The 17,738-nt window shown below is 56.1% G+C and carries 17 protein-coding genes; 6 read left to right on the forward strand and 11 right to left on the reverse strand.

Going from position 1 to position 17,738, the window contains the following annotated elements; translation table 11 throughout:
- Position 1: 1 nt before the first annotated feature.
- The 4 genes from BLM14_RS19310 to BLM14_RS19325 all read right to left on the reverse strand — a co-directional run bounded on the left by BLM14_RS19310 (position 2) and on the right by BLM14_RS19325 (position 6,143).
- On the reverse strand, positions 2-2,053 hold the full coding sequence (locus BLM14_RS19310) for a M3 family metallopeptidase (RefSeq protein WP_100000862.1): 2,052 nt from the start codon (positions 2,051-2,053) through the stop codon (positions 2-4).
- Between the two features lie 151 nt (positions 2,054-2,204).
- Complete coding sequence (locus tag BLM14_RS19315) at positions 2,205-3,428, reverse strand: argininosuccinate synthase (RefSeq protein WP_100000863.1); 1,224 nt, start codon at positions 3,426-3,428, stop codon at positions 2,205-2,207.
- Between the two features lie 121 nt (positions 3,429-3,549).
- Complete coding sequence (locus BLM14_RS19320) at positions 3,550-5,250, reverse strand: ArnT family glycosyltransferase (protein ID WP_100000864.1); 1,701 nt, start codon at positions 5,248-5,250, stop codon at positions 3,550-3,552.
- Between the two features lie 101 nt (positions 5,251-5,351).
- Positions 5,352-6,143: a phosphatase PAP2 family protein gene (locus tag BLM14_RS19325; protein ID WP_100000865.1), complete on the reverse strand. Its 792-nt coding sequence runs from the start codon at positions 6,141-6,143 to the stop codon at positions 5,352-5,354.
- A 190-nt stretch (positions 6,144-6,333) separates the two neighbouring features.
- Here BLM14_RS19325 and BLM14_RS19330 point away from each other — a divergent pair, with 190 nt between their 5' ends.
- Positions 6,334-6,975, forward strand: a complete 642-nt coding sequence (locus BLM14_RS19330) for a LysE family translocator (protein WP_100000866.1) — start codon at positions 6,334-6,336, stop codon at positions 6,973-6,975.
- 16 nt (positions 6,976-6,991) lie between these two features.
- Here the strand turns inward: BLM14_RS19330 and BLM14_RS19335 are convergent, their stop codons facing one another.
- The 4 genes from BLM14_RS19335 to BLM14_RS19350 all read right to left on the reverse strand — a co-directional run bounded on the left by BLM14_RS19335 (position 6,992) and on the right by BLM14_RS19350 (position 9,940).
- The gene (locus tag BLM14_RS19335; RefSeq protein ID WP_133123917.1) at positions 6,992-7,405 is read right to left on the reverse strand and encodes a hypothetical protein; all 414 of its coding nucleotides are present in this window, start codon (positions 7,403-7,405) and stop codon (positions 6,992-6,994) included.
- An 8-nt stretch (positions 7,406-7,413) separates the two neighbouring features.
- Positions 7,414-8,652 carry a dual-specificity RNA methyltransferase RlmN gene (gene rlmN, locus BLM14_RS19340; RefSeq protein WP_100000868.1) on the reverse strand — a complete coding sequence of 413 codons (1,239 nt, stop codon included), beginning with the start codon at positions 8,650-8,652 and terminating at the stop codon, positions 7,414-7,416.
- Positions 8,653-8,779: 127 nt separating this feature from the next.
- Positions 8,780-9,283 carry an invasion associated locus B family protein gene (locus tag BLM14_RS19345; RefSeq protein ID WP_100000869.1) on the reverse strand — a complete coding sequence of 168 codons (504 nt, stop codon included), beginning with the start codon at positions 9,281-9,283 and terminating at the stop codon, positions 8,780-8,782.
- 264 nt (positions 9,284-9,547) lie between these two features.
- The gene (locus BLM14_RS19350; protein WP_100000870.1) at positions 9,548-9,940 is read right to left on the reverse strand and encodes a YkvA family protein; all 393 of its coding nucleotides are present in this window, start codon (positions 9,938-9,940) and stop codon (positions 9,548-9,550) included.
- A 219-nt stretch (positions 9,941-10,159) separates the two neighbouring features.
- Here BLM14_RS19350 and BLM14_RS19355 point away from each other — a divergent pair, with 219 nt between their 5' ends.
- Complete coding sequence (locus tag BLM14_RS19355; RefSeq protein ID WP_100000871.1) at positions 10,160-10,630, forward strand: low molecular weight protein-tyrosine-phosphatase; 471 nt, start codon at positions 10,160-10,162, stop codon at positions 10,628-10,630.
- Here BLM14_RS19355 and thpR read toward each other — a convergent pair.
- Together thpR and BLM14_RS19365 are read right to left on the reverse strand one after the other, a co-directional pair.
- Positions 10,582-11,178, reverse strand: a complete 597-nt coding sequence (thpR, locus tag BLM14_RS19360; RefSeq protein WP_100000872.1) for an RNA 2',3'-cyclic phosphodiesterase — start codon at positions 11,176-11,178, stop codon at positions 10,582-10,584. The genes BLM14_RS19355 and thpR overlap by 49 nt on opposite strands.
- 169 nt (positions 11,179-11,347) lie before the next feature.
- On the reverse strand, positions 11,348-12,016 hold the full coding sequence (locus BLM14_RS19365; RefSeq protein WP_100000873.1) for an arylesterase: 669 nt from the start codon (positions 12,014-12,016) through the stop codon (positions 11,348-11,350).
- Between the two features lie 70 nt (positions 12,017-12,086).
- Here BLM14_RS19365 and BLM14_RS19370 point away from each other — a divergent pair, with 70 nt between their 5' ends.
- The 4 genes from BLM14_RS19370 (at position 12,087) to BLM14_RS19385 (ending at position 17,036) form a co-directional block, all read left to right on the forward strand.
- On the forward strand, positions 12,087-12,791 hold the full coding sequence (locus tag BLM14_RS19370; protein WP_100000874.1) for an ABC transporter ATP-binding protein: 705 nt from the start codon (positions 12,087-12,089) through the stop codon (positions 12,789-12,791).
- On the forward strand, positions 12,788-15,355 hold the full coding sequence (locus tag BLM14_RS19375; protein ID WP_100000875.1) for an ABC transporter permease: 2,568 nt from the start codon (positions 12,788-12,790) through the stop codon (positions 15,353-15,355). The genes BLM14_RS19370 and BLM14_RS19375 overlap by 4 nt, the downstream gene beginning before the upstream one ends.
- 191 nt (positions 15,356-15,546) lie before the next feature.
- Complete coding sequence (locus tag BLM14_RS19380) at positions 15,547-16,323, forward strand: Bax inhibitor-1/YccA family protein (RefSeq protein WP_100000876.1); 777 nt, start codon at positions 15,547-15,549, stop codon at positions 16,321-16,323.
- A gap of 164 nt (positions 16,324-16,487) precedes the next feature.
- On the forward strand, positions 16,488-17,036 hold the full coding sequence (locus BLM14_RS19385) for a GNAT family N-acetyltransferase (protein WP_100001532.1): 549 nt from the start codon (positions 16,488-16,490) through the stop codon (positions 17,034-17,036).
- Positions 17,037-17,039: 3 nt separating this feature from the next.
- On the opposite strand, the gene BLM14_RS19390 is transcribed toward BLM14_RS19385, so the two are convergent.
- On the reverse strand, positions 17,040-17,414 hold the full coding sequence (locus BLM14_RS19390; protein ID WP_418314191.1) for a DUF2794 domain-containing protein: 375 nt from the start codon (positions 17,412-17,414) through the stop codon (positions 17,040-17,042).
- Positions 17,415-17,738 lie beyond the last annotated feature (324 nt).

The raw sequence follows: 17,738 nt of genomic DNA on the forward strand, positions 1-17,738 counted from the left end.
CTCAAGCAAGCCCACGCTTTTCGATCATCGCATCGGGCGTGGGCATCTTGCCGCGGAAAGCTTTGTAAAGCTCTTCCGGATCCCGGCTTCCACCTGCTGAGTAGATATACTGTTTCAGCTTTGCCGCGAGATCGGCGTTGAACACATCGCCGGTTTCCTCAAACGCCTTGAAGGCATCCGCATCGAGCACTTCCGACCACATGTAGGAATAGTAGCCGGCCGAATATCCATCGCCGGAGAACACGTGCGTGAAATGCGGCGTACGGTGACGCATGATGATCGCGTCCGGCATCTCCAATTGCTTCAATGTTTCCGCTTCGAACTTGATCGGATCGGCTGGTGGTGTGCCGTCAGCGTGGAACGCCATGTCCACCAATGCGGAAGAGGTGAACTCCACCGTATTGAATCCTGCATTGAACGTGTTCGCTGCAAGCACCTTGTCGAGTAGGGCCTTCGGCATGGCCTCGCCCGTGCGGTAGTGGATGGCATATTTTTCCAGGATGGCTGGTACAGTCAACCAATGTTCGTAAAGCTGGGATGGCAGTTCGACAAAGTCGCGCGATACCGATGTTCCGGAAACTGCAGGCCAGGTCACGTCCGACAAAAGCCCATGCAGAGCATGACCGAATTCGTGAAACAGTGTTCGGGCGCCATCAAGCGAAAGCAGAGCCGGCTCACCCTTGGGCGGCTTGGCGAAGTTCATGACATTGTAGATGATCGGCTTGTTCACGCCGTCGAGTTTGTGCTGCGATTGGAGTGCACTCATCCATGCGCCGGAACGCTTCGACTGGCGGTTGAAATAGTCACCAAGGAAGAGACCGCGCTTGCTGCCATCCGGATTGAGGACTTCCCAGACGCGCACATCAGGGTGCCAAGTCGGGATGCCGGTCTTCTCGTCGAAACGGATGCCGAACAGGCGTGTGGCGACATCGAAGCAGGCCTCAATGATCTTCTCCAACTGCAGATAGGGCTTCAACTCGGTCTCATCGAAAGCAAAGCGCTCATTGCGCAGCTTTTCGGCATAGTACCGCCAATCCCATGGCTCAACCTTGTGATTGCGGCCTTCGCCAGTAATGAGCCGCTGCAGGTCAATTTCTTCTTCGGCCGCGCGTGCCCGCGCCTTGTCCCAGACGGGCTCAAGCAGATCCATGACCGCCTTCGGTGTCTTGGCCATTGTGTTATCGAGCTTGTACGCAGCAAAACTCTGATAGCCCAGCAGTCCGGCTTTCTCGGCGCGCAGCTTCACCATCTCGGCGACGATGCCCGTATTGTCGGTTTCGCCGCCATTCTCGCCGCGAGCGGCCCAGGCGCGGAATGCCTTTTCGCGCAAGGCGCGGTTTTCAGAGAAAGACAGGAAGGGTTCGATGATTGAGCGCGACAACGTAACCGCCCATGCATCAGGACGGTCGCGCTCCTCAGCCGCGCCACGCATCGCGTCGCGCACGAAGTTTGGCAGACCCGCCAGTTCCGTTTCATCAGTGATGAAAAGCGCCCAGTCGGCCTCATCCTTCAGGACATTCTGGCCGAATTGCGCGCCAAGACTTGCAAGTTTCTCGTTGATGTCCGCAAGCCGCGCCTTGCCTTGCTCATCCAGTCTTGCACCGCTGCGTACGAAACCTTTCCAGGTTTTATCCAGCACGCGATCGGTTTCGGGGTCGAGACCGAGCAGGTCGCGCTGTTCATACAGCGAGTCGATGCGGGCAAAGAGCAACGGGTTCATCATGATGGAGGAAGAATGCCGCGACATTTTCGGGGCAAATACCCGCTCCAGGGCTTGGATCGTGTCATTGGTATGAGCACCGGCCCTTAACCAGAAGATTGCCGAGACACGATCAAGATCCTTGCCCGAGAGCTGCAGCGCCTTCAACGTATTGTCTATTGTTGGCGCTTCGTGATGGGTGACAATCGCTTCGATATCCGCAAGATCAGCCGCCAGCGCAGCGTCAAATGCAGCAGCGAAATCATCGTCGTTGAATGCTGTGAAATCTGGCAGCCCCAGAGGCCCAGTCCATTCAGTCAGTGCGGGATTGATGGCCGTTTTAGTCGAGGACATGGGGCACTCCGTCATGTGGCAAGAACAGTTTGGTTCTAACATCTAAGACGGAGATGCGATGGCCACAAGCCGGGCAGCCAATAAAGTATGGGGCGGCAAACGAAACAAAAAAAGCGGGGCAGGGCCCTGCTTCATTCTGCGTCGAGTAATATCAGCTGTTGCGCTTGCGAGCGGCCAGCGTACGCAGACGCAGGGCGTTCAGACGGATAAAGCCGGCGGCGTCCTTTTGGTCGTAGGCGCCGCGGTCATCTTCGAAAGTCACGAGTGCATCGGAATAGAGCGACTTTTTCGACTTGCGGCCGGAAACCATGACATTGCCCTTGTACAGCTTCAGGCGAACACTACCTTCGACATCTTCCTGGCTCTTGTCGATCATCGCCTGCAGCATTTCGCGCTCCGGCGAGAACCAGAATCCGTTATAGATGAGCTCGGCGTAGCGTGGCATGAACTCATCCTTCAGATGAGCCGCACCGCGGTCCAAGGTGATGGATTCCATGGCGCGGTGTGCCGCGAGCAAGATGGTGCCGCCCGGTGTTTCATAGACACCGCGTGATTTCATGCCGACGAAACGGTTCTCGACCAGATCAAGACGACCGATGCCATTGTCGCGGCCAAGATCGTTGAGCGTCTTGAGCAGGTTTGCTGGCGAAAGCGGTTTGCCGTCGATGGCGACTGCATCACCTTTTTCGAAGGCGATCTCGATTTCCGTCACCTTGTCCGGCGCTTCCATCGGCGAAATCGTGCGCTGGTGCACATATTCCGGCGCCTCTTGCCAGGGATCCTCAAGCACCTTGCCTTCCGATGACGAGTGCAGGAGGTTCGCATCGACCGAGAACGGCGCTTCACCGAGCTTGTCCTTGGCGATCGGGATCTGGTGCTCGCGGGCAAATTCCAGTAGATCCGTGCGGGACTTGAAAGTCCAGTCGCGCCAGGGGGCGATCACCTTGATATCGGGATTGAGTGCGTAGGCAGAAAGCTCGAAGCGCACCTGGTCATTGCCCTTGCCGGTCGCGCCATGGGCGATGGCATCTGCGCCAGTGCGGGCAGCGATCTCGACCAGATGCTTGGAAATCAGCGGGCGCGCGATGGAGGTGCCAAGCAAATAGACACCCTCATAGACGGCGTTGGCGCGGAACATCGGGAAGACGAAGTCGCGCACGAATTCTTCGCGCACGTCCTCTACATAGATTTCCTTGATGCCGAGCATCTCGGCTTTCTTGCGCGCCGGTTCGAGTTCCTCGCCTTGGCCAAGATCGGCGGTGAAAGTCACGACCTCAGCACCAAGTTCCGTCTGCAGCCATTTCAGGATGATGGATGTATCGAGACCGCCCGAATAGGCCAGTACGACTTTCTTGACGTCTTTCCACTTGTTCATTGTGTTTCCCTGGAATCCCGACCGCAATCGCGGCGCCAATTGTCTCTATGTTGCGGGTCTTTTAGCAGTTGCCGTGATGTTGGCAAGGTTGGTATTGATTTGGGGCCAAAGCAGCAACATTCTATTTGCGGAGCGCAATCCAGCCGTGCTGACCATTTTGCTCCCGCGCCTCGATCAGCTGGCCGGACTTCAGCGCGGCTATGAATGGCTGCCATTGTACGCGTCGCCAGCCGGCGACGACCTCTTCAACCGAAAACCCTCTCGCGCCGAGAGTATCCGCTACGGATTTTTCGTTGGTCATGACCATTCTGATCTCGGGTGCTATTCCCGCTTCCGGGAATCGGCGCATCTGCTTGAATGGCGTGTCGCGGTCAGTGTGCAGCCGGACCTTGGCCGCATCAAGATGAGAACCGATGAACAGCACTTCATTTTCAGGCAAGTGGAGCGGTTTTGCCTTCGCCGCAAGAACTTCGCCGATATCCGGCAGCAATAATCCACTGAGAACGGGCGCGCCGATGAAACCGCTTCCCAGCAACAGGAGTGCAAAACACAGGGCCAATCGGTCGATCCCGGCATTGCGGCTGACGAGCCATAGGGTGACCAATCCCAGAAATGCTGCTGTCGCAAGGCCGATTATGGTAGTCGGGGCCAGGAGGAGCAAACCTATCATCAAGAGTGCCGCGAGCGCTCCGGCTGTGAGAATCATGGATACCCGCAGGATCATGCGCAGCAGATTTTCTGACTTCTGATCCATGACACTTTGCAAGGCGCAGGCGAGCAGAATGCTGACAAGGGGTATGACTGGCATCACATAGCGGTGGGATGCATAGTTGGATAATGAGAATATGATGACAACACTGGCGACCCAACCGGCCAGAAACGGTGCAGCAGCTCCGATCGGTCGCCAATTCGGGCGCTTGCCGTTCATTTTGCTGGCGATGACGAGCATGGTCAGCCACAACACCACCGGCAAAAACAGCCCCGCGAGGTTGTTCGAAATACCATTGATAAATGTGCCGATGCCGATGGAGACCTTTTCGGAAAGCTGGTCGCCAACAAAATCCGACGCCATCTCGCTCGCTGCCGTGAACGATTGATAGACAAACCAGGCGCCGAACAGAACGATCGATGGCCAGATTATCGCAGGCAGCCAAAGACGCTTTGCATGCTGGCGCATTGAGGGGACACTCAGGCTAAACGCAACGACATAGGCGACCATGCCGAGCGGCAACAAACCCTTTGTAAGAACGGCGAAGCCTGTACCGCCGTAGGAAAGCAGACCATAGAGCTGTTGACGGTCTTCACGGAAAAGAAGGCCCGTAAAGCCGATAAAACCCAAAAGCATGAACAATGTCAGCGGCAGGTCCGGAATAGCATTGATGCAGGCACGCAAAAAAACGAAATTGCAGGTAAGCATCGCGGCAGCGAGCAAAGCCATCTGATCATTGCGTGTGAGGATTTGGGTAAACTGAAAAGTCGCCAGAAGGGTTGCGGCCGCAGCAATGAGCCAGAAGAAACGCGAGCCTATCGCGGATATGCCGAAAATCTCCATGCCGGCTATACTCATCCAGTAGGTGAACGGCGGCTTCTTCAGCCGCACATCGCCTTCCGCCGTGCGTGGCGTCAGATAATCGCCACTCTGGATCATGATCACGGCGCCGTTGGAGTAGTAGCGCTCATCGGGAAAATGCACGACAAGGCTGGATGCGAGCGGCAACAGCCCGACAACGAGCGATAGCGCGAGAAATACTGCAAGTTTCGCCCTTGAGATCAGACTGTAGATTAAGCCTGAATCGGCCGTCGCAATTTTTTGTTGGAGCATCGTTCTTCTGTAGCACTTCTCACTCTCGTTATGGCTTCATAACCCGTTTCACGAGCGCCAGCCAACGTAAAGATGCAATCGCAACGAGATTGCACAGATCATCATCTCCGGGAACCTGGGATGGGATAAAACCGGCTGGTCAGCACTTCGCACAGGCACGCCATGGCGGCAAAAACAACCAATGTGGACAAGGATCCTAGAACAACATCGGACAAGTAATGTCGGCCGAAGGCAACCCGCAGCATGTCGGCAACACCGACAATCGTGATCATAGGCCAAAGCAACCTCAACCTGTCGCGATGCGGCCAAAGCGGCAGGAGACAGATAATCCAGACAATGCCGGACGCCTCGCCTGATACGAACGAACAATTGTGGTGGCAGGCCTGTGACCACTCGGCGGCGGCAACAAAATGATGATTTCCACCAAAGAGCAGCGTATCGGCAGGCCGCGGCCTGCCTATGAACTCCTTCATATAGCCGTTGACAAGTAATCCAGGGCCGAGAGCAAGCGTTGTCAGCGCAATGGTCGAGATCCGGATACGTTCATGGTTCCAGCGCATGCCGAAGGCGAGATCGCGCAGGGCAATCGTAACAATGACGCTGGCTCCGACCATTGGCAGGGCATAGAACACGCGCCGAAGCGTTTTGAGGAGCGCAGCGGAGGCGGCTGGAAAATCGCCACATATCCTGGTGGTGGTCAGGGCATTCGTGCATTCCGTGGCGACGAAGAAGAATGACGACACGGCCTTATCGATCTCGGGGGCGCTATTGAACAGGATAGCCAGGGCGATCCACAGCACCAAAAGACCGCATAGGCAGGCAGGCTGGCTCCACAGTCCAAATCCGTAAGGAGCCGTTCCGCATGGTTCCGATGTTGTGCGATAGTAAACCATGCGCTCTCTGTAGGCTGATGATGCAGCCCCTTGTGACGCCTGGATATTGCAGGGTGATTACGGCATGATCGGGAATTTTCCGTGGCAGCATGCCGGGTAGAAAAATTTTGTCCGAGGCGCGGTTTCCGTTAAATCGAGTGGCGAAAACTCGTCTTTCGCGTTAGCTTCCCAGTTTCAGACGGAGCCCACCATGACTTTTATCCCGGAATGGCCAATCATCCTGCAATTTACCATCGCAACCTTCGTTCTATCCATTACGCCGGGTCCCGACATGACGCTCTTTGTTGGCCGAGCCCTGTCGGAAGGCAAGGCGGCCGGCTTTGCTTGCCTGGCAGGTGCCAGCAGCGGTATCGTTATTCATACGACGATGGTTGCCATCGGTCTCTCGGCATTGATCGTGGCTTCGCCAAATGCATTTTTCGCACTCAAGATTGTCGGCGCGGGCTATCTGGTATGGCTTGCCTATCAGGCAATCCGTCACGGGTCGGCTTTCTCACCGGAAAAAAAGGTGGGTCAGTCGCATACGCTGTTCCAGAACTGGCTGACCGGGCTGGGGATCAACCTTCTCAATCCGAAGATCATCCTGTTCTTCATGACGTTCCTGCCGCAATTCGTGTCGGCGAATGATCCACACGCTCCCGGGAAACTGTTCTTTCTGGGCGTTTTGTTCATCCCCTTGGCCTTGCCTGTCGTGGCGCCAATGATCATTGCGGCCGACAGGTTCTCAAAACTGCTCAAGAAAAACCCGACCGTCACGCGGATCACCGACTGGCTGTTTGCCGGGGTGTTCTCGGCGTTCGCTGCGAAAATTCTGATGGCACAGGCGAAGTAAAACGCCCATCCGATACTTAGTTTTTGGGGCGCTGTGCGATCAGGCCTGCGCTGCGTCCTGAAACCAGCCAATAGGAAAAACCACCGACGACGCCTGTAGCGAGGATCGCCGCGAATGTACTGATGTCTTCGGTTTGCGGCCGCCATTTCCAGACAATGACGACAACGGCAATGGCTGCACCGCCGAGTGCATAGAAAAGCCAATCGCGCCAAGCGGTCAGCTCCGCATAGAGGATCAGAATCGCTGCGGGAACGAAGACGCTATAACCAATGACCACTGCAAATGCCGGAACTGTCAGATAGAGAAATGGCCCTTCAGCTCCGATAAGTTGTGAGCTGCCGATCAGCAACATGTTGAGAAACAGGGATGCGGTTACGATCGCACAGACAAAGCCGAAAACGATTAGCGCAAACCTTAGCAGATAGAGCAAGAACTGGCTCAATCTTCACCGTGCCCGGCGATCATGGCCGCCTCGAATGCCAGGCGTTCGGTTTTTTTCATCCGTTCCGATTCCGACTTCAATTGACCGCAGGCTGCGAGGATATCGCGGCCACGCGGCGTGCGGATAGGTGAGGCATAGCCGGCATTGTTGACATAGTCCGCGAATTTCTCGATTTGCTCCCAATCGGAGCACTGGTAGTTGACGCCGGGCCACGGATTGAACGGGATCAGGTTGATCTTGGCCGGGATGCCTCTCAGAAGACGGACCAGTTCCTTTGCATCGTCGAGCGAGTCATTGACGCCCTTGAGCATTACATATTCGAAGGTAATGCGCTTTGAATTGGACAGGCTCGGATAAACGCGGCATGCGTCCAGCAGCTCTTTCAGCGGGTACTTCTTGTTGATCGGCACGAGCATGTCGCGCAAATCATCGTTCACTGCATGCAGGGAGATAGCCAGCATCACGCCGATTTCCTCACCCGTACGATAAATCTCCGGCACGACACCGGAAGTCGAAAGCGTGATGCGCCGCTTGGACAGCGAGAGCCCGTCACCATCGGAGGCGATCAGCAGGGCCTTTTTAACGTTTTCGAAATTGTAGAGCGGCTCCCCCATGCCCATCATGACAATATTGGAAACCTTGCGGCCTTCCGCGGGAACGATGGCGCCGTCGGGCGTGTTGCGATCGGGGAAATCGCCAAGACGATCCCGAGCGATCAGCAGCTGGGCCAGGATTTCTTCAGCCGTCAGATTGCGGACGAGTTTCTGGGTACCCGTATGGCAGAAGGAACAGGTGAGGGTGCAGCCGACCTGACTGGAAATGCACAGCGTGCCGCGGCCTTCTTCCGGTATATAGACGGTTTCAATCTCGACCGGACGCCCGGCGCCGCGCGGCGGAAAGCGGAACAGCCATTTGCGCGTGCCATCATTGGAAATCTGCTCTTCGACGATCTCCGGACGGGCAATGGTGAAATGGCGGGCAAGCAGCTCACGCATATCGCGCGAAATGTTCAGCATGTCGGCAAAATCGGAGACGCCGCGCACATAGAGCCAGTGCCAGAGCTGCGCAACCCGCATCTTTACCTGCCGCTCCGGAACGCCAATGGCAATAAGGGCTTCCCCCATTTCCACGCGTGACAAGCCGATCAGCGAGGGCATTTCGGCCGTCGAAGCGCGAAGTGCGTCACGGGATTTATCCCGAATAACGGGATGTGTAAGGTCAAGCGATGCGGACATGGGATTTTCTAACGTTCTTTTCGGAAGCGCGGCTCATATCACGTTCCGGGGCGCGCGTCACCTCCACATGCAAAAGAGGCCGGACCTAACCCAGTCCGGCCTCCTTTGATAAACGAAATGAAATTGGCTATTTGCAGGTCGCGATGGCTTTCAGCGCGGCCGACACACCCTTCAGAGAATAGGCGTAACTGGTCTTGGTGCCGCGTTTTGACACTGCATTGATCGACATCTTCTGACCGGAGCGTAGAGCAGCGACGAGTTGAGGCTCTTCCGCGGCATTTTCCATCCAGCCGTGACTGCCATTGGTAAACATGGAGAAAGTGCGAGCGTCGATCGTCACGGTGACCTTGGAATTTTCCTGCAGATCGTAACCGGCCTTGAACTGCGGCTCGAAGCTGACATTCTGCCCCGGTTTCTGGCTTACCATGAAGAAATTGTCACCATGGTCAATCTTGGCAGGCTGCTTGTCGATCGGAACCGAGAGCACGTAACATACTTTGCCCTTGCCCTGCTGGTAGCTGTAGGCACCCCAAGCGTTAAACTGGCTGATCTGACTCGGGGTTTGGGCAAGAGCTGTTCCTGTCAGCCCAAGCATGAGCACAGACGCTGCTACGATTGATTTTCCAAACATTTTACCTACCAGTTTCTGTCGTTCGCTTCATAACTCGCGAACCGGCAATGGCCCGGAAGATAATCCGGATGCCGCATTGTCCAGTTCGCTTCTCTTAATTTGACTTAATCTGGGTTACCAAAGGGTGAACACAGGGTCAAAAAAGCAGTTTTCGGAGCCAAGAAGGTTACGTTTTCATCAAAGTCCACGTGCAAACTCCAGCCAGCCAAAAGCGGCGAGACTTTGACGCTTGGCGCTATCACAAGCTTGTGATGGTGGTGATCGTCAGCCAGCCGGCGAAGGATCGCGATCGAAATCCTCGAGCGCTTTCTTTGCCGCGGCCCGATGTGCCGGTGTGATGTGAGTGCGGATGGCCGTCAGCGCTGTCATCAAAACCGCCACGTCATCCGAAAAGCCAAGGCCAAGGACGAAATCCGGGATGAAATCGAGTGGCAGGACGAAATAGGCCAGCGATGCGAGAAGGATCCCACGCACCTTCGTTGGCGTTGCCGGGTCTAGCGCGCAAAAATACCCGGCTATGACTTCGTCCAGAAACGGCACGGCCTTTGCGGCCTTGCGCACCGTTTTCCAAAAGCGCGCGCGGACGCGCTCCTCATGGGAGCGCTGTCGGTCATCGCTGCCTGGCTCAAGAATCTCGCCAATTTTTACGTCGTCCATCCCTTTTCCTTCAAGGTTCAGCTGTGGAGACATGGGTAGGCTTTCCAACAGCTGCAAGAGTTTCGATCAAATTGCTGTAATTTATCCATGACAAAAGGGGTCTCAATCGCTTGTGCGAGGTAGGCTTTCCATGGCGCGGGGAATAAACCAATTGCGTGCCGCAAGCCATTTCCTTCATATCTGGGCGACAAATTCCGCCTCCGATCACGGTGCCAGTCGATGAAAACGCGTCCGCTTCGCTCTGTCCTCTTTGTCTGTCTTGGCAATATCTGCCGGTCGCCCTTGGCCGAAGGTGTATTCAGAACGGTGCTTGAGGCGGAGGAGAAGGGCGAAGGGGCAATCATCGATTCCGCCGGAACCAATGGCTACCATACGGGTGAGGCACCGGATCAGCGGTCAATCGCGGTCGCAAGCAGACACGGAATCGACATTTCCAACCAACGCTGCCGCCAATTGACGCTTGAAGACTACACCCGCTTTGATTTGATCGTCGGCATGGACCACGCCAACGTGGTCGCAATCGAAGCGCGCCGGCCCCTGAACGCTACTGCGGAGATCGGACTCTTTTACGAGATGGCGTCGCGCGAGACCACGCAGATTCCCGATCCCTATTACGGTACCAATGTCGATTTCGAGCGCGTCTACCGAATGATTCTGGCAGCTTCCAAAGGTCTTTCGAAGCTGTTCTGATAGGAAGAGCGAGGCGCTTCAAGCGGCCAGGCTTCCTCGACAATGTATGGCCCGCCGCCGATCGAATCGCGCGACGACATCAGAACAAATCGTCCGATCGTGAATGGCGCTGTCGAGAAGTTGCCACGCGACGACAGATAGTGCGCGACCTCCTCATTACGAACATTGCGCAATCGTGCCAGAGTCACGTGCGGTGTGAATTTGCGCGGATCGGCCGGCAGCATCAGGCGCTGACATATACGTTCGATCTCGGCTTGCAGCGCTTGGATATCCGGTGATGGCGAGATGCCGGCAAAGATGCTGTGCGGTTTTTTAGAACCGAACGCATTGACGCCAGCAAGTTTGAGGGTGAATTCCGGCCGCCGGATACGATCAAGCGCATTGGCCACCTCATCAGCAACATGGCCTTCGACGTCCCCGATAAAGCGTAGTGTGATGTGATAGTTTTCGACATCAATCCATCGGGCACCTGGCAGGCCACCGCGCAAGAGCGACAGCGAGAGAGCGGCGTCCCTCGGGATTTCGAGGGCAGTAAAGAGACGCGGCATAAGGCATCCTCCCCGAATCGAGTTGTAACTCTAGAGAATCATTGAATGAGTCCGGGAGCAAGACATAAGTTCAGATTATCTTTTGGCGCGACAAATTAGACACGCATAGCCCATAAGCGCCGTGAGGCTCCGTCAACGGGATTACGCGCGATTGATTTGGATGATTGCCTTATTGAGAAGTGTCGGATGCAGTGGACTGGGCGATTGTCTTCTCCATAACGGGCATAAAGCCTTCGACCATCCTGGCAACGCCTTCGGCATTGGGATGCATCCCATCCTCCAGCTGCAGTGATTTTTCCGTGGCCACGCCGTCCATGAAGAATGGGTAGAGCGGTACATCGTATTTCTCTGCCAGCCGGGGGAAAATCGCGTTGAACTTCCCTTCGTAGTCGTCGCCCATGTTGGGCGGTGCAAGCATTCCGGCAAGGATGACCTGCACGTTTCGCTGCTTGAGCTTTTCAATGATTTCAGCGAGGTTCTTTTCACTGAGTTCCGGGGAGATGCCGCGCAGTGCGTCGTTGGCGCCAAATTCGAGAATGACGAGATCCGTCCCATCGGGCACCGACCAATCAAGACGAGCGAGGCCATCCGTTGTCGTCTCTCCGGCCACCCCCGCATTGGCGATTGTTACATTCACGCCCTTTTCCTTCAGGGCCTTTTCCAGCTGTGCCGTGAAGGAGTCCTGCATTGGCAGCTCGAAGCCTGACATCAGGCTGTCACCGAAACCCACCACCGCCAGAGGGTGATCGGACACGGCATTTTGATTGGCCAAGGCCAGGGATGGCAAGGCAACAAGGCCAAGTGAAACCAGGAATTGTATCAATGGTTTGAATCTCATTTTCAGGTACCCATATCAGACAAGCTGCGACCAACATTGGTTGCGACCATATCGCAAAGGAAGTTCTTTCGTGACTAAATCCGTCATCGCGCTTGATCACATTGAGTTGACACTAGGCACGGGTGCTTCCTCCGTGCATGTTCTGAAAGGCATATCGCTCAGTATCAATTCCGGACAGTCCGTTGGTATTGTCGGGCCGTCCGGATCGGGTAAATCTACCCTCCTGATGGTGCTTGCCGGTCTTGAGCACGTTGATTCCGGCTCGGTCCGGATTGCTGGTGAGCGGCTCGAGATCATGAACGAGGACGAAGCGGCTGCGTTTCGCGGTAAGAATATTGGTATCGTTTTTCAGTCCTTTCATCTCATTCCCAATATGACTGCGCTCGAAAATGTCGCCGTGCCGCTGGAACTGGCGGGAAACCCGGATGCCTTCGCCATTGCCGAACGTGTCCTGGCAGCAGTCGGTCTTGCGGATCGCGTCACCCATTATCCTGGCGAGCTTTCCGGCGGCGAACAGCAGCGTGTGGCGATTGCCCGCGCCCTTGCACCTTCGCCCAAGATACTCATCGCCGATGAGCCAACCGGAAATCTTGACACAACAACAGGCCGCCAGATCGCCGATCTTCTATTCGAAAAGCAGAAAGAGCTTGGCCTTACACTGGTGCTCGTCACGCATGACGCTGCCCTCGCAGCACGCTGCGATCGCGAAATCCGCGTTCGGTCGGGTTTGATCGAAGCGGATGATGATGCCCCGGAGCTTGCGAAAAGCGCATGAGCGAGATCGCGCCCACCCGCTCTTCGCCCTCGCTCAAACTGGCTTTGCGATTCGCCTTGCGCGAAATGCGCAGTGGCTTGTCCGGATTTTACATATTCCTCGCCTGCATTGCGCTGGGTGTGGCGGCCATCGGCGGCGTAAATTCCGTTGCCAATTCCGTTACAGCAGGCATTTCCACGCAAGGGCAGAGCATTCTTGGCGGTGATATACGCTTTCAGCTGAATCAGCGTGAAGTCACTCCGGAAGAGCGGGCGTTTCTGGATGGCAAGGGCCGGGTTGCGGTGAGTGCCAATATGCGGTCCATGGCAAGGCTTGCCGACGGCTCCGACCAGTCGCTCGTGGAAGTAAAGGCGGTGGACGAGGCCTACCCCCTCTATGGTACGCTGGTGACAGCGCCCGCACTCGGTCGCGAAACGCTGTTTACTGAAAAGGGCGGCGCGTTCGGTGCCGCCGTCGCGCAAAGCTTGCTTGACCGGCTCAATCTCAAGCTGGGCGACCGGGTCTTAATGGGATCGGCGACATTCGAGCTGCGTTCTGTCATTACCAACGAGCCTGACCTCTTATCCGATGGTTTCGGCTTTGCGCCGCGCTTCATGGTATCGCTGGGCGGGCTCAACGCCGCAGGCCTCGTTCAACCGGGCAGTCTTGTCGACCATAGCTACAAGATTGCGCTGCCCGCTGGCACGAGCGAGGCCGCCATCACGGCGATACGCGATGAGGCGCAGCAAACGTTTCCTGAAGCCGGCTGGACCGTACGAAACCGGACCAACGCAGCGCCGTCGCTCAGCGCCAATATCGAGCGGTTCTCGCAATTTCTGACGTTGGTCGGGCTCACCGCACTTATCGTTGGCGGAGTCGGCGTGGCCAATGCGGTCAGAGCCTATCTCGATGGCAAACGCGGCGTTATCGCAACCTTCAAATCGCTCGGCGCGCCTGGCTGGTTCGTCATTGCCGTTTATCTCATCCAGATTGTGATCATTGCGCTTGTCGGCATCCTCATCGGCCTCGTCCTTGCAGCCGTCATTCCCTATGCGGCGGGTTATGCGCTGCGAGACGTTCTGCCCATTGCGGCCAAGGGCGGCTTTTATCCTGGCGCATTGGCCTGGGCCGCCTTGTTCGGACTTCTGACGACACTGACCTTTGCAATCCTGCCACTCGGCCGGGCGCGGGACGTTCCGGCAACGGCGCTTTTCCGCGAACAAGGTTTTGAACAGCGGGGCTGGCCAAAGCCATTCTACATTGCTGTTGCAGCTTTGCTGATCACTGTTCTCTGCTTGCTTGCTGTGTTTTTCGCCTATGACCGGAGGATCGCCACGATCTTCATAGGTGCTGTGGCTTTCTCTTTTCTGGTTTTGCGGGCTGTTTCGGTCCTGGTCCAGTGGCTGGCCCGGCGTGCGCCACGCGTTCGTTCCACGGCGCTACGCCTCGCCATCGGCAATATCCATCGGCCCGGCGCACTCACGCCGTCAGTGGTCCTGTCTCTCGGTCTTGGCCTGACGCTTCTCGTCACGCTCGCGCTTATCGATGGCAGTTTGCGCCAGCAGCTGGCGGGCAATCTGCCCGAACGTGCCCCGAACTTCTTCTTCGTGGATATCCAGAGCAAGCAGGTGGATCAATTCACGGGCCTTGTGCAAAAGGCGTCGCCCAATGGCAAGATCGTCAGCGCGCCGATGCTGCGCGGCCGCATTGTTGCATTCAACGGTACCGACATTACCAAATTGACGATTCCACCCGAGGGGGCATGGGTGCTGCGCGGCGATCGCGGCATCACCTACGCCAAGAGCGTGCCGGAAAACTCGGCTTTGACCAAGGGCACCTGGTGGCCAGCGGACTATTCCGGCGAACCTCTGGTGTCGTTCTCGGCGGAAGAGGCGAATAATCTCGGACTCAAGATCGGTGATATGGTGACAGTCAACGTGCTTGGCCGCAATGTCACCGCGCGCATCGCCAATTTCCGTCAGCTGCAATGGGAATCGCTTGCCATCAATTTTGTCATGGTCTTTTCACCCAATACTTTTGCCGGCGCGCCGCATGCCTGGCTGGCGACTTTGACAGATCCGTCTTCAACACCGCAGGAGGAAGCCACAGTTATGCGAGACGTGACCCGTGCCTTTCCGGCCGTGACGACGGTTCGCGTCAAAGATGCGATCACCATCGCCAATGAGCTTGTCGGCCAGCTGGCCGTCGCAATCCGAGCGGCGGCATCGGTGGCACTCATCGCCTCCATCCTCGTGCTGGGCGGTGCGTTGGCGGCAGGCAATCGGGCACGCGTTCACGACGCCGTGGTGCTGAAGACTCTCGGTGCGACACGCCGCACCCTTATCCGGGCCTTCACGCTCGAATATGTCCTGCTCGGTCTTGCAACAGCGGTTTTCGCGCTCATTGCCGGTGGTCTTGCGGCCTGGTATGTGATCGTGAGGGTCATGACCTTGCCCGCATCCTTCCAGCCGGAAGTAGCGGTCATGACAGTGATAATCGCGCTGGTTCTGACCGTCGGATTTGGACTTGCGGGTACATGGAGAATCCTGGGCCAGAAGGCCGCGCCAATTCTGCGAAACCTCTGAATTCGTTAAAAAAGTGTAATTTTAGAGCAATTCATGGCCTTTTGGCTGCGATACACGTATTCTTGAGTGAATGAGGTCTTGTTATGAGGCCTGTGAATCCCCATAATTTGTCCCAAGGCATGCTGGGGTCCCGCCAGCGGCGCCTGGGGATAAACCCGACACCCGACGGGACGAAGCAAATGAGGTTAATCATGGCTGACTATCGCAACATCCAGGCCCGTACATCGGCCGGAGTGCGTGTGGACGCGGGGATCGATCAGGGTCTGCGCAGCTACATGCTCAAAGTCTACAATTTGATGGGGATCGGTCTTGCAGTGACCGGTCTTGCTGCTCTTGCACTCGTTTATCTCACGACCACTAATGATCCTTCTCTGGCCGCAGCGACACTGCCAAACGGCAAGATGCTGACCAGCTTCGGCGTTGTCTTCTACACGTCGCCGTTGAAGTGGCTCGTGATGCTCGCACCGCTTGCCGCAGTGTTCTTCCTGAGTTTTCGTATCGAGAAGATGTCCGTAGCGGCAGCTCAAACCACCTTCTGGGTTTATGCAGCCCTTGTTGGTGCGTCGCTGTCCTCGATCTTCCTGGTCTATACGTCCGGAAGCATCGTGCAGACATTCTTCATCACGGCGGCATCGTTTGGCGCGCTCTCGCTTTATGGCTATACCACTAAGCGTGATCTCTCCGGAATGGGCTCGTTCCTGTTCATGGGTCTGATCGGCATCATCCTGGCTTCCGTGGTCAATATCTTCCTTGCATCCAGTGCGTTGCAGTTCGCGATCTCGGCCATCGGCGTTCTGGTCTTCGCTGGCCTTACCGCGTATGACACGCAGAATATCAAGGAAATGTACTACGAAGGCGATGCTGCGGACACCTATGGCCGCAAGGCAATCATGGGCGCGCTGCGTCTCTATCTCGACTTCATCAACATGTTCATGTTCCTGCTGCAGTTCCTGGGCAACCGCGAATAACCACCCGAACATGAATTGAAGATCAGGGCAGCGGAAACGCTGCCCTTTTCTTTGGTGCCTCGTTCACCAAACGATGCCGCAGGCAAAGTTTATGTCTGGGCCTCTTCAAATTGTTGGCAAAGAAGTGCATGAAGCTGTCAAGATTGACCTTTGCTGCGAAGCCCATGTCTCCAATAGAAATCCGCTCGGCGCGTCCTGCCGATCTTGCCGCCATCACCGAGATTTATCGTGATGCCGTTCTCCATGGAACGGCGACTTATGAAATTGATCCGCCTGACTTTGACGAAATGGTCCGGCGGTTTCATGCCATTACCGCAGACGGTTTTCCGTATGTTGTGGCGGAGTACGGAGGATCGGTGTTCGGGTATGCCTATGCCAACTACTTCCGTACACGCCCTGCCTATTGGTGGTCCGTGGAAGATTCGATCTATGTCGCGCCCGAAGCCAAAGGCCGCGGACTTGGCAAATTGCTTCTGCAGCGACTGATCAAGGATTGTACTGCTCTCGGTTTTCGCCAGCTCATCGCAGTCATTGGCGATGGTCACGAAGCCTCCGCGTCGGTACGGCTGCACACCAGCGCCGGCTTCTCGTTTTGTGGCACCATAAGAGGTTCGGGCTTCAAGCATGGCCGTTGGCTGGATACGGCGTTGATGCAACTCGACATGAATGGCGGCGCCGAGACGCTGCCCGGCAAGCCCCCACTAAGAGCGTAACGCCTATCCCCGGACGATACTCAAGCTTTTGTCAAAGACCCTGAGTACGCGATCGAGTTCATGGCCGCGTTTGAGAATGAGGCCGCTGGCGGCGATGACGCTATAGGCCCCCTGTTTGCGGGCCAGTCTGGGGTTTTTCTCGACCCGAAACATCGGCACTTCGCTGGCCCGCCGAAAAATCGAAAAGACGGCGCGATCCATCAGGTGATCGATGGCATAATCGCGCCACTCGCCCGCGGAGACCATAAAGCCGTATATGCGAAGGATTTGATCAAGCTCACGCCGATTGAAGGTAATGGGCGGATCACTGGTGCGCACTAGAGAGATAAGTTTCGCCTGCTGTTGCGATTCATCGCCACCCGCATTGCTGTCCATCAATCAACCGCCCTTAAATTTGTCGTGTGACACCTGGATGACATAAAGGTGACCTGTTCCGCATGTATTTACAAGACCGGAATGATCGTGCGGATGCCAATTATTGGCTTTGCAAACTGTTTTTTGATCATTCTCACGAAGCAATACGGCTTGATTCCAATGGTGATGGTCTGACACATTCTCGCCATTATCTGTTCGCATTGCCGCCCGATTCGAAACCCAACATCGTTGTCATGTTGTCTGAGACGGTTCGCTCTCGAGCAATCCGATACCCCAAGCCCCCCGCCCAACGGGTTGTTTGGGTCCGAACCAATTAGTCTCCCTATA

Source organism: Phyllobacterium zundukense (assembly GCF_002764115.1).
Classification (GTDB): domain Bacteria; phylum Pseudomonadota; class Alphaproteobacteria; order Rhizobiales; family Rhizobiaceae; genus Phyllobacterium; species Phyllobacterium zundukense.

What these genes read in the sequence shown, in the direction of transcription:
- BLM14_RS19310 (WP_100000862.1), bottom strand. Translation starts at nt 2,053, where the DNA reads ATGTCCTCGACTAAAACGGCCATCAATCCCGCACTGACTGAATGGACT.
- BLM14_RS19315 (WP_100000863.1), bottom strand. Translation starts at nt 3,428, where the DNA reads ATGAACAAGTGGAAAGACGTCAAGAAAGTCGTACTGGCCTATTCGGGC.
- BLM14_RS19320 (WP_100000864.1), bottom strand. Translation starts at nt 5,250, where the DNA reads ATGCTCCAACAAAAAATTGCGACGGCCGATTCAGGCTTAATCTACAGT.
- BLM14_RS19325 (WP_100000865.1), bottom strand. Translation starts at nt 6,143, where the DNA reads ATGGTTTACTATCGCACAACATCGGAACCATGCGGAACGGCTCCTTAC.
- BLM14_RS19330 (WP_100000866.1), top strand. Translation starts at nt 6,334, where the DNA reads ATGACTTTTATCCCGGAATGGCCAATCATCCTGCAATTTACCATCGCA.
- rlmN (WP_100000868.1), bottom strand. Translation starts at nt 8,652, where the DNA reads ATGTCCGCATCGCTTGACCTTACACATCCCGTTATTCGGGATAAATCC.
- BLM14_RS19345 (WP_100000869.1), bottom strand. Translation starts at nt 9,283, where the DNA reads ATGTTTGGAAAATCAATCGTAGCAGCGTCTGTGCTCATGCTTGGGCTG.
- BLM14_RS19350 (WP_100000870.1), bottom strand. Translation starts at nt 9,940, where the DNA reads ATGGACGACGTAAAAATTGGCGAGATTCTTGAGCCAGGCAGCGATGAC.
- BLM14_RS19355 (WP_100000871.1), top strand. Translation starts at nt 10,160, where the DNA reads ATGAAAACGCGTCCGCTTCGCTCTGTCCTCTTTGTCTGTCTTGGCAAT.
- thpR (WP_100000872.1), bottom strand. Translation starts at nt 11,178, where the DNA reads ATGCCGCGTCTCTTTACTGCCCTCGAAATCCCGAGGGACGCCGCTCTC.
- BLM14_RS19365 (WP_100000873.1), bottom strand. Translation starts at nt 12,016, where the DNA reads ATGAGATTCAAACCATTGATACAATTCCTGGTTTCACTTGGCCTTGTT.
- BLM14_RS19375 (WP_100000875.1), top strand. Translation starts at nt 12,788, where the DNA reads ATGAGCGAGATCGCGCCCACCCGCTCTTCGCCCTCGCTCAAACTGGCT.
- BLM14_RS19380 (WP_100000876.1), top strand. Translation starts at nt 15,547, where the DNA reads ATGGCTGACTATCGCAACATCCAGGCCCGTACATCGGCCGGAGTGCGT.
- BLM14_RS19385 (WP_100001532.1), top strand. Translation starts at nt 16,488, where the DNA reads ATGTCTCCAATAGAAATCCGCTCGGCGCGTCCTGCCGATCTTGCCGCC.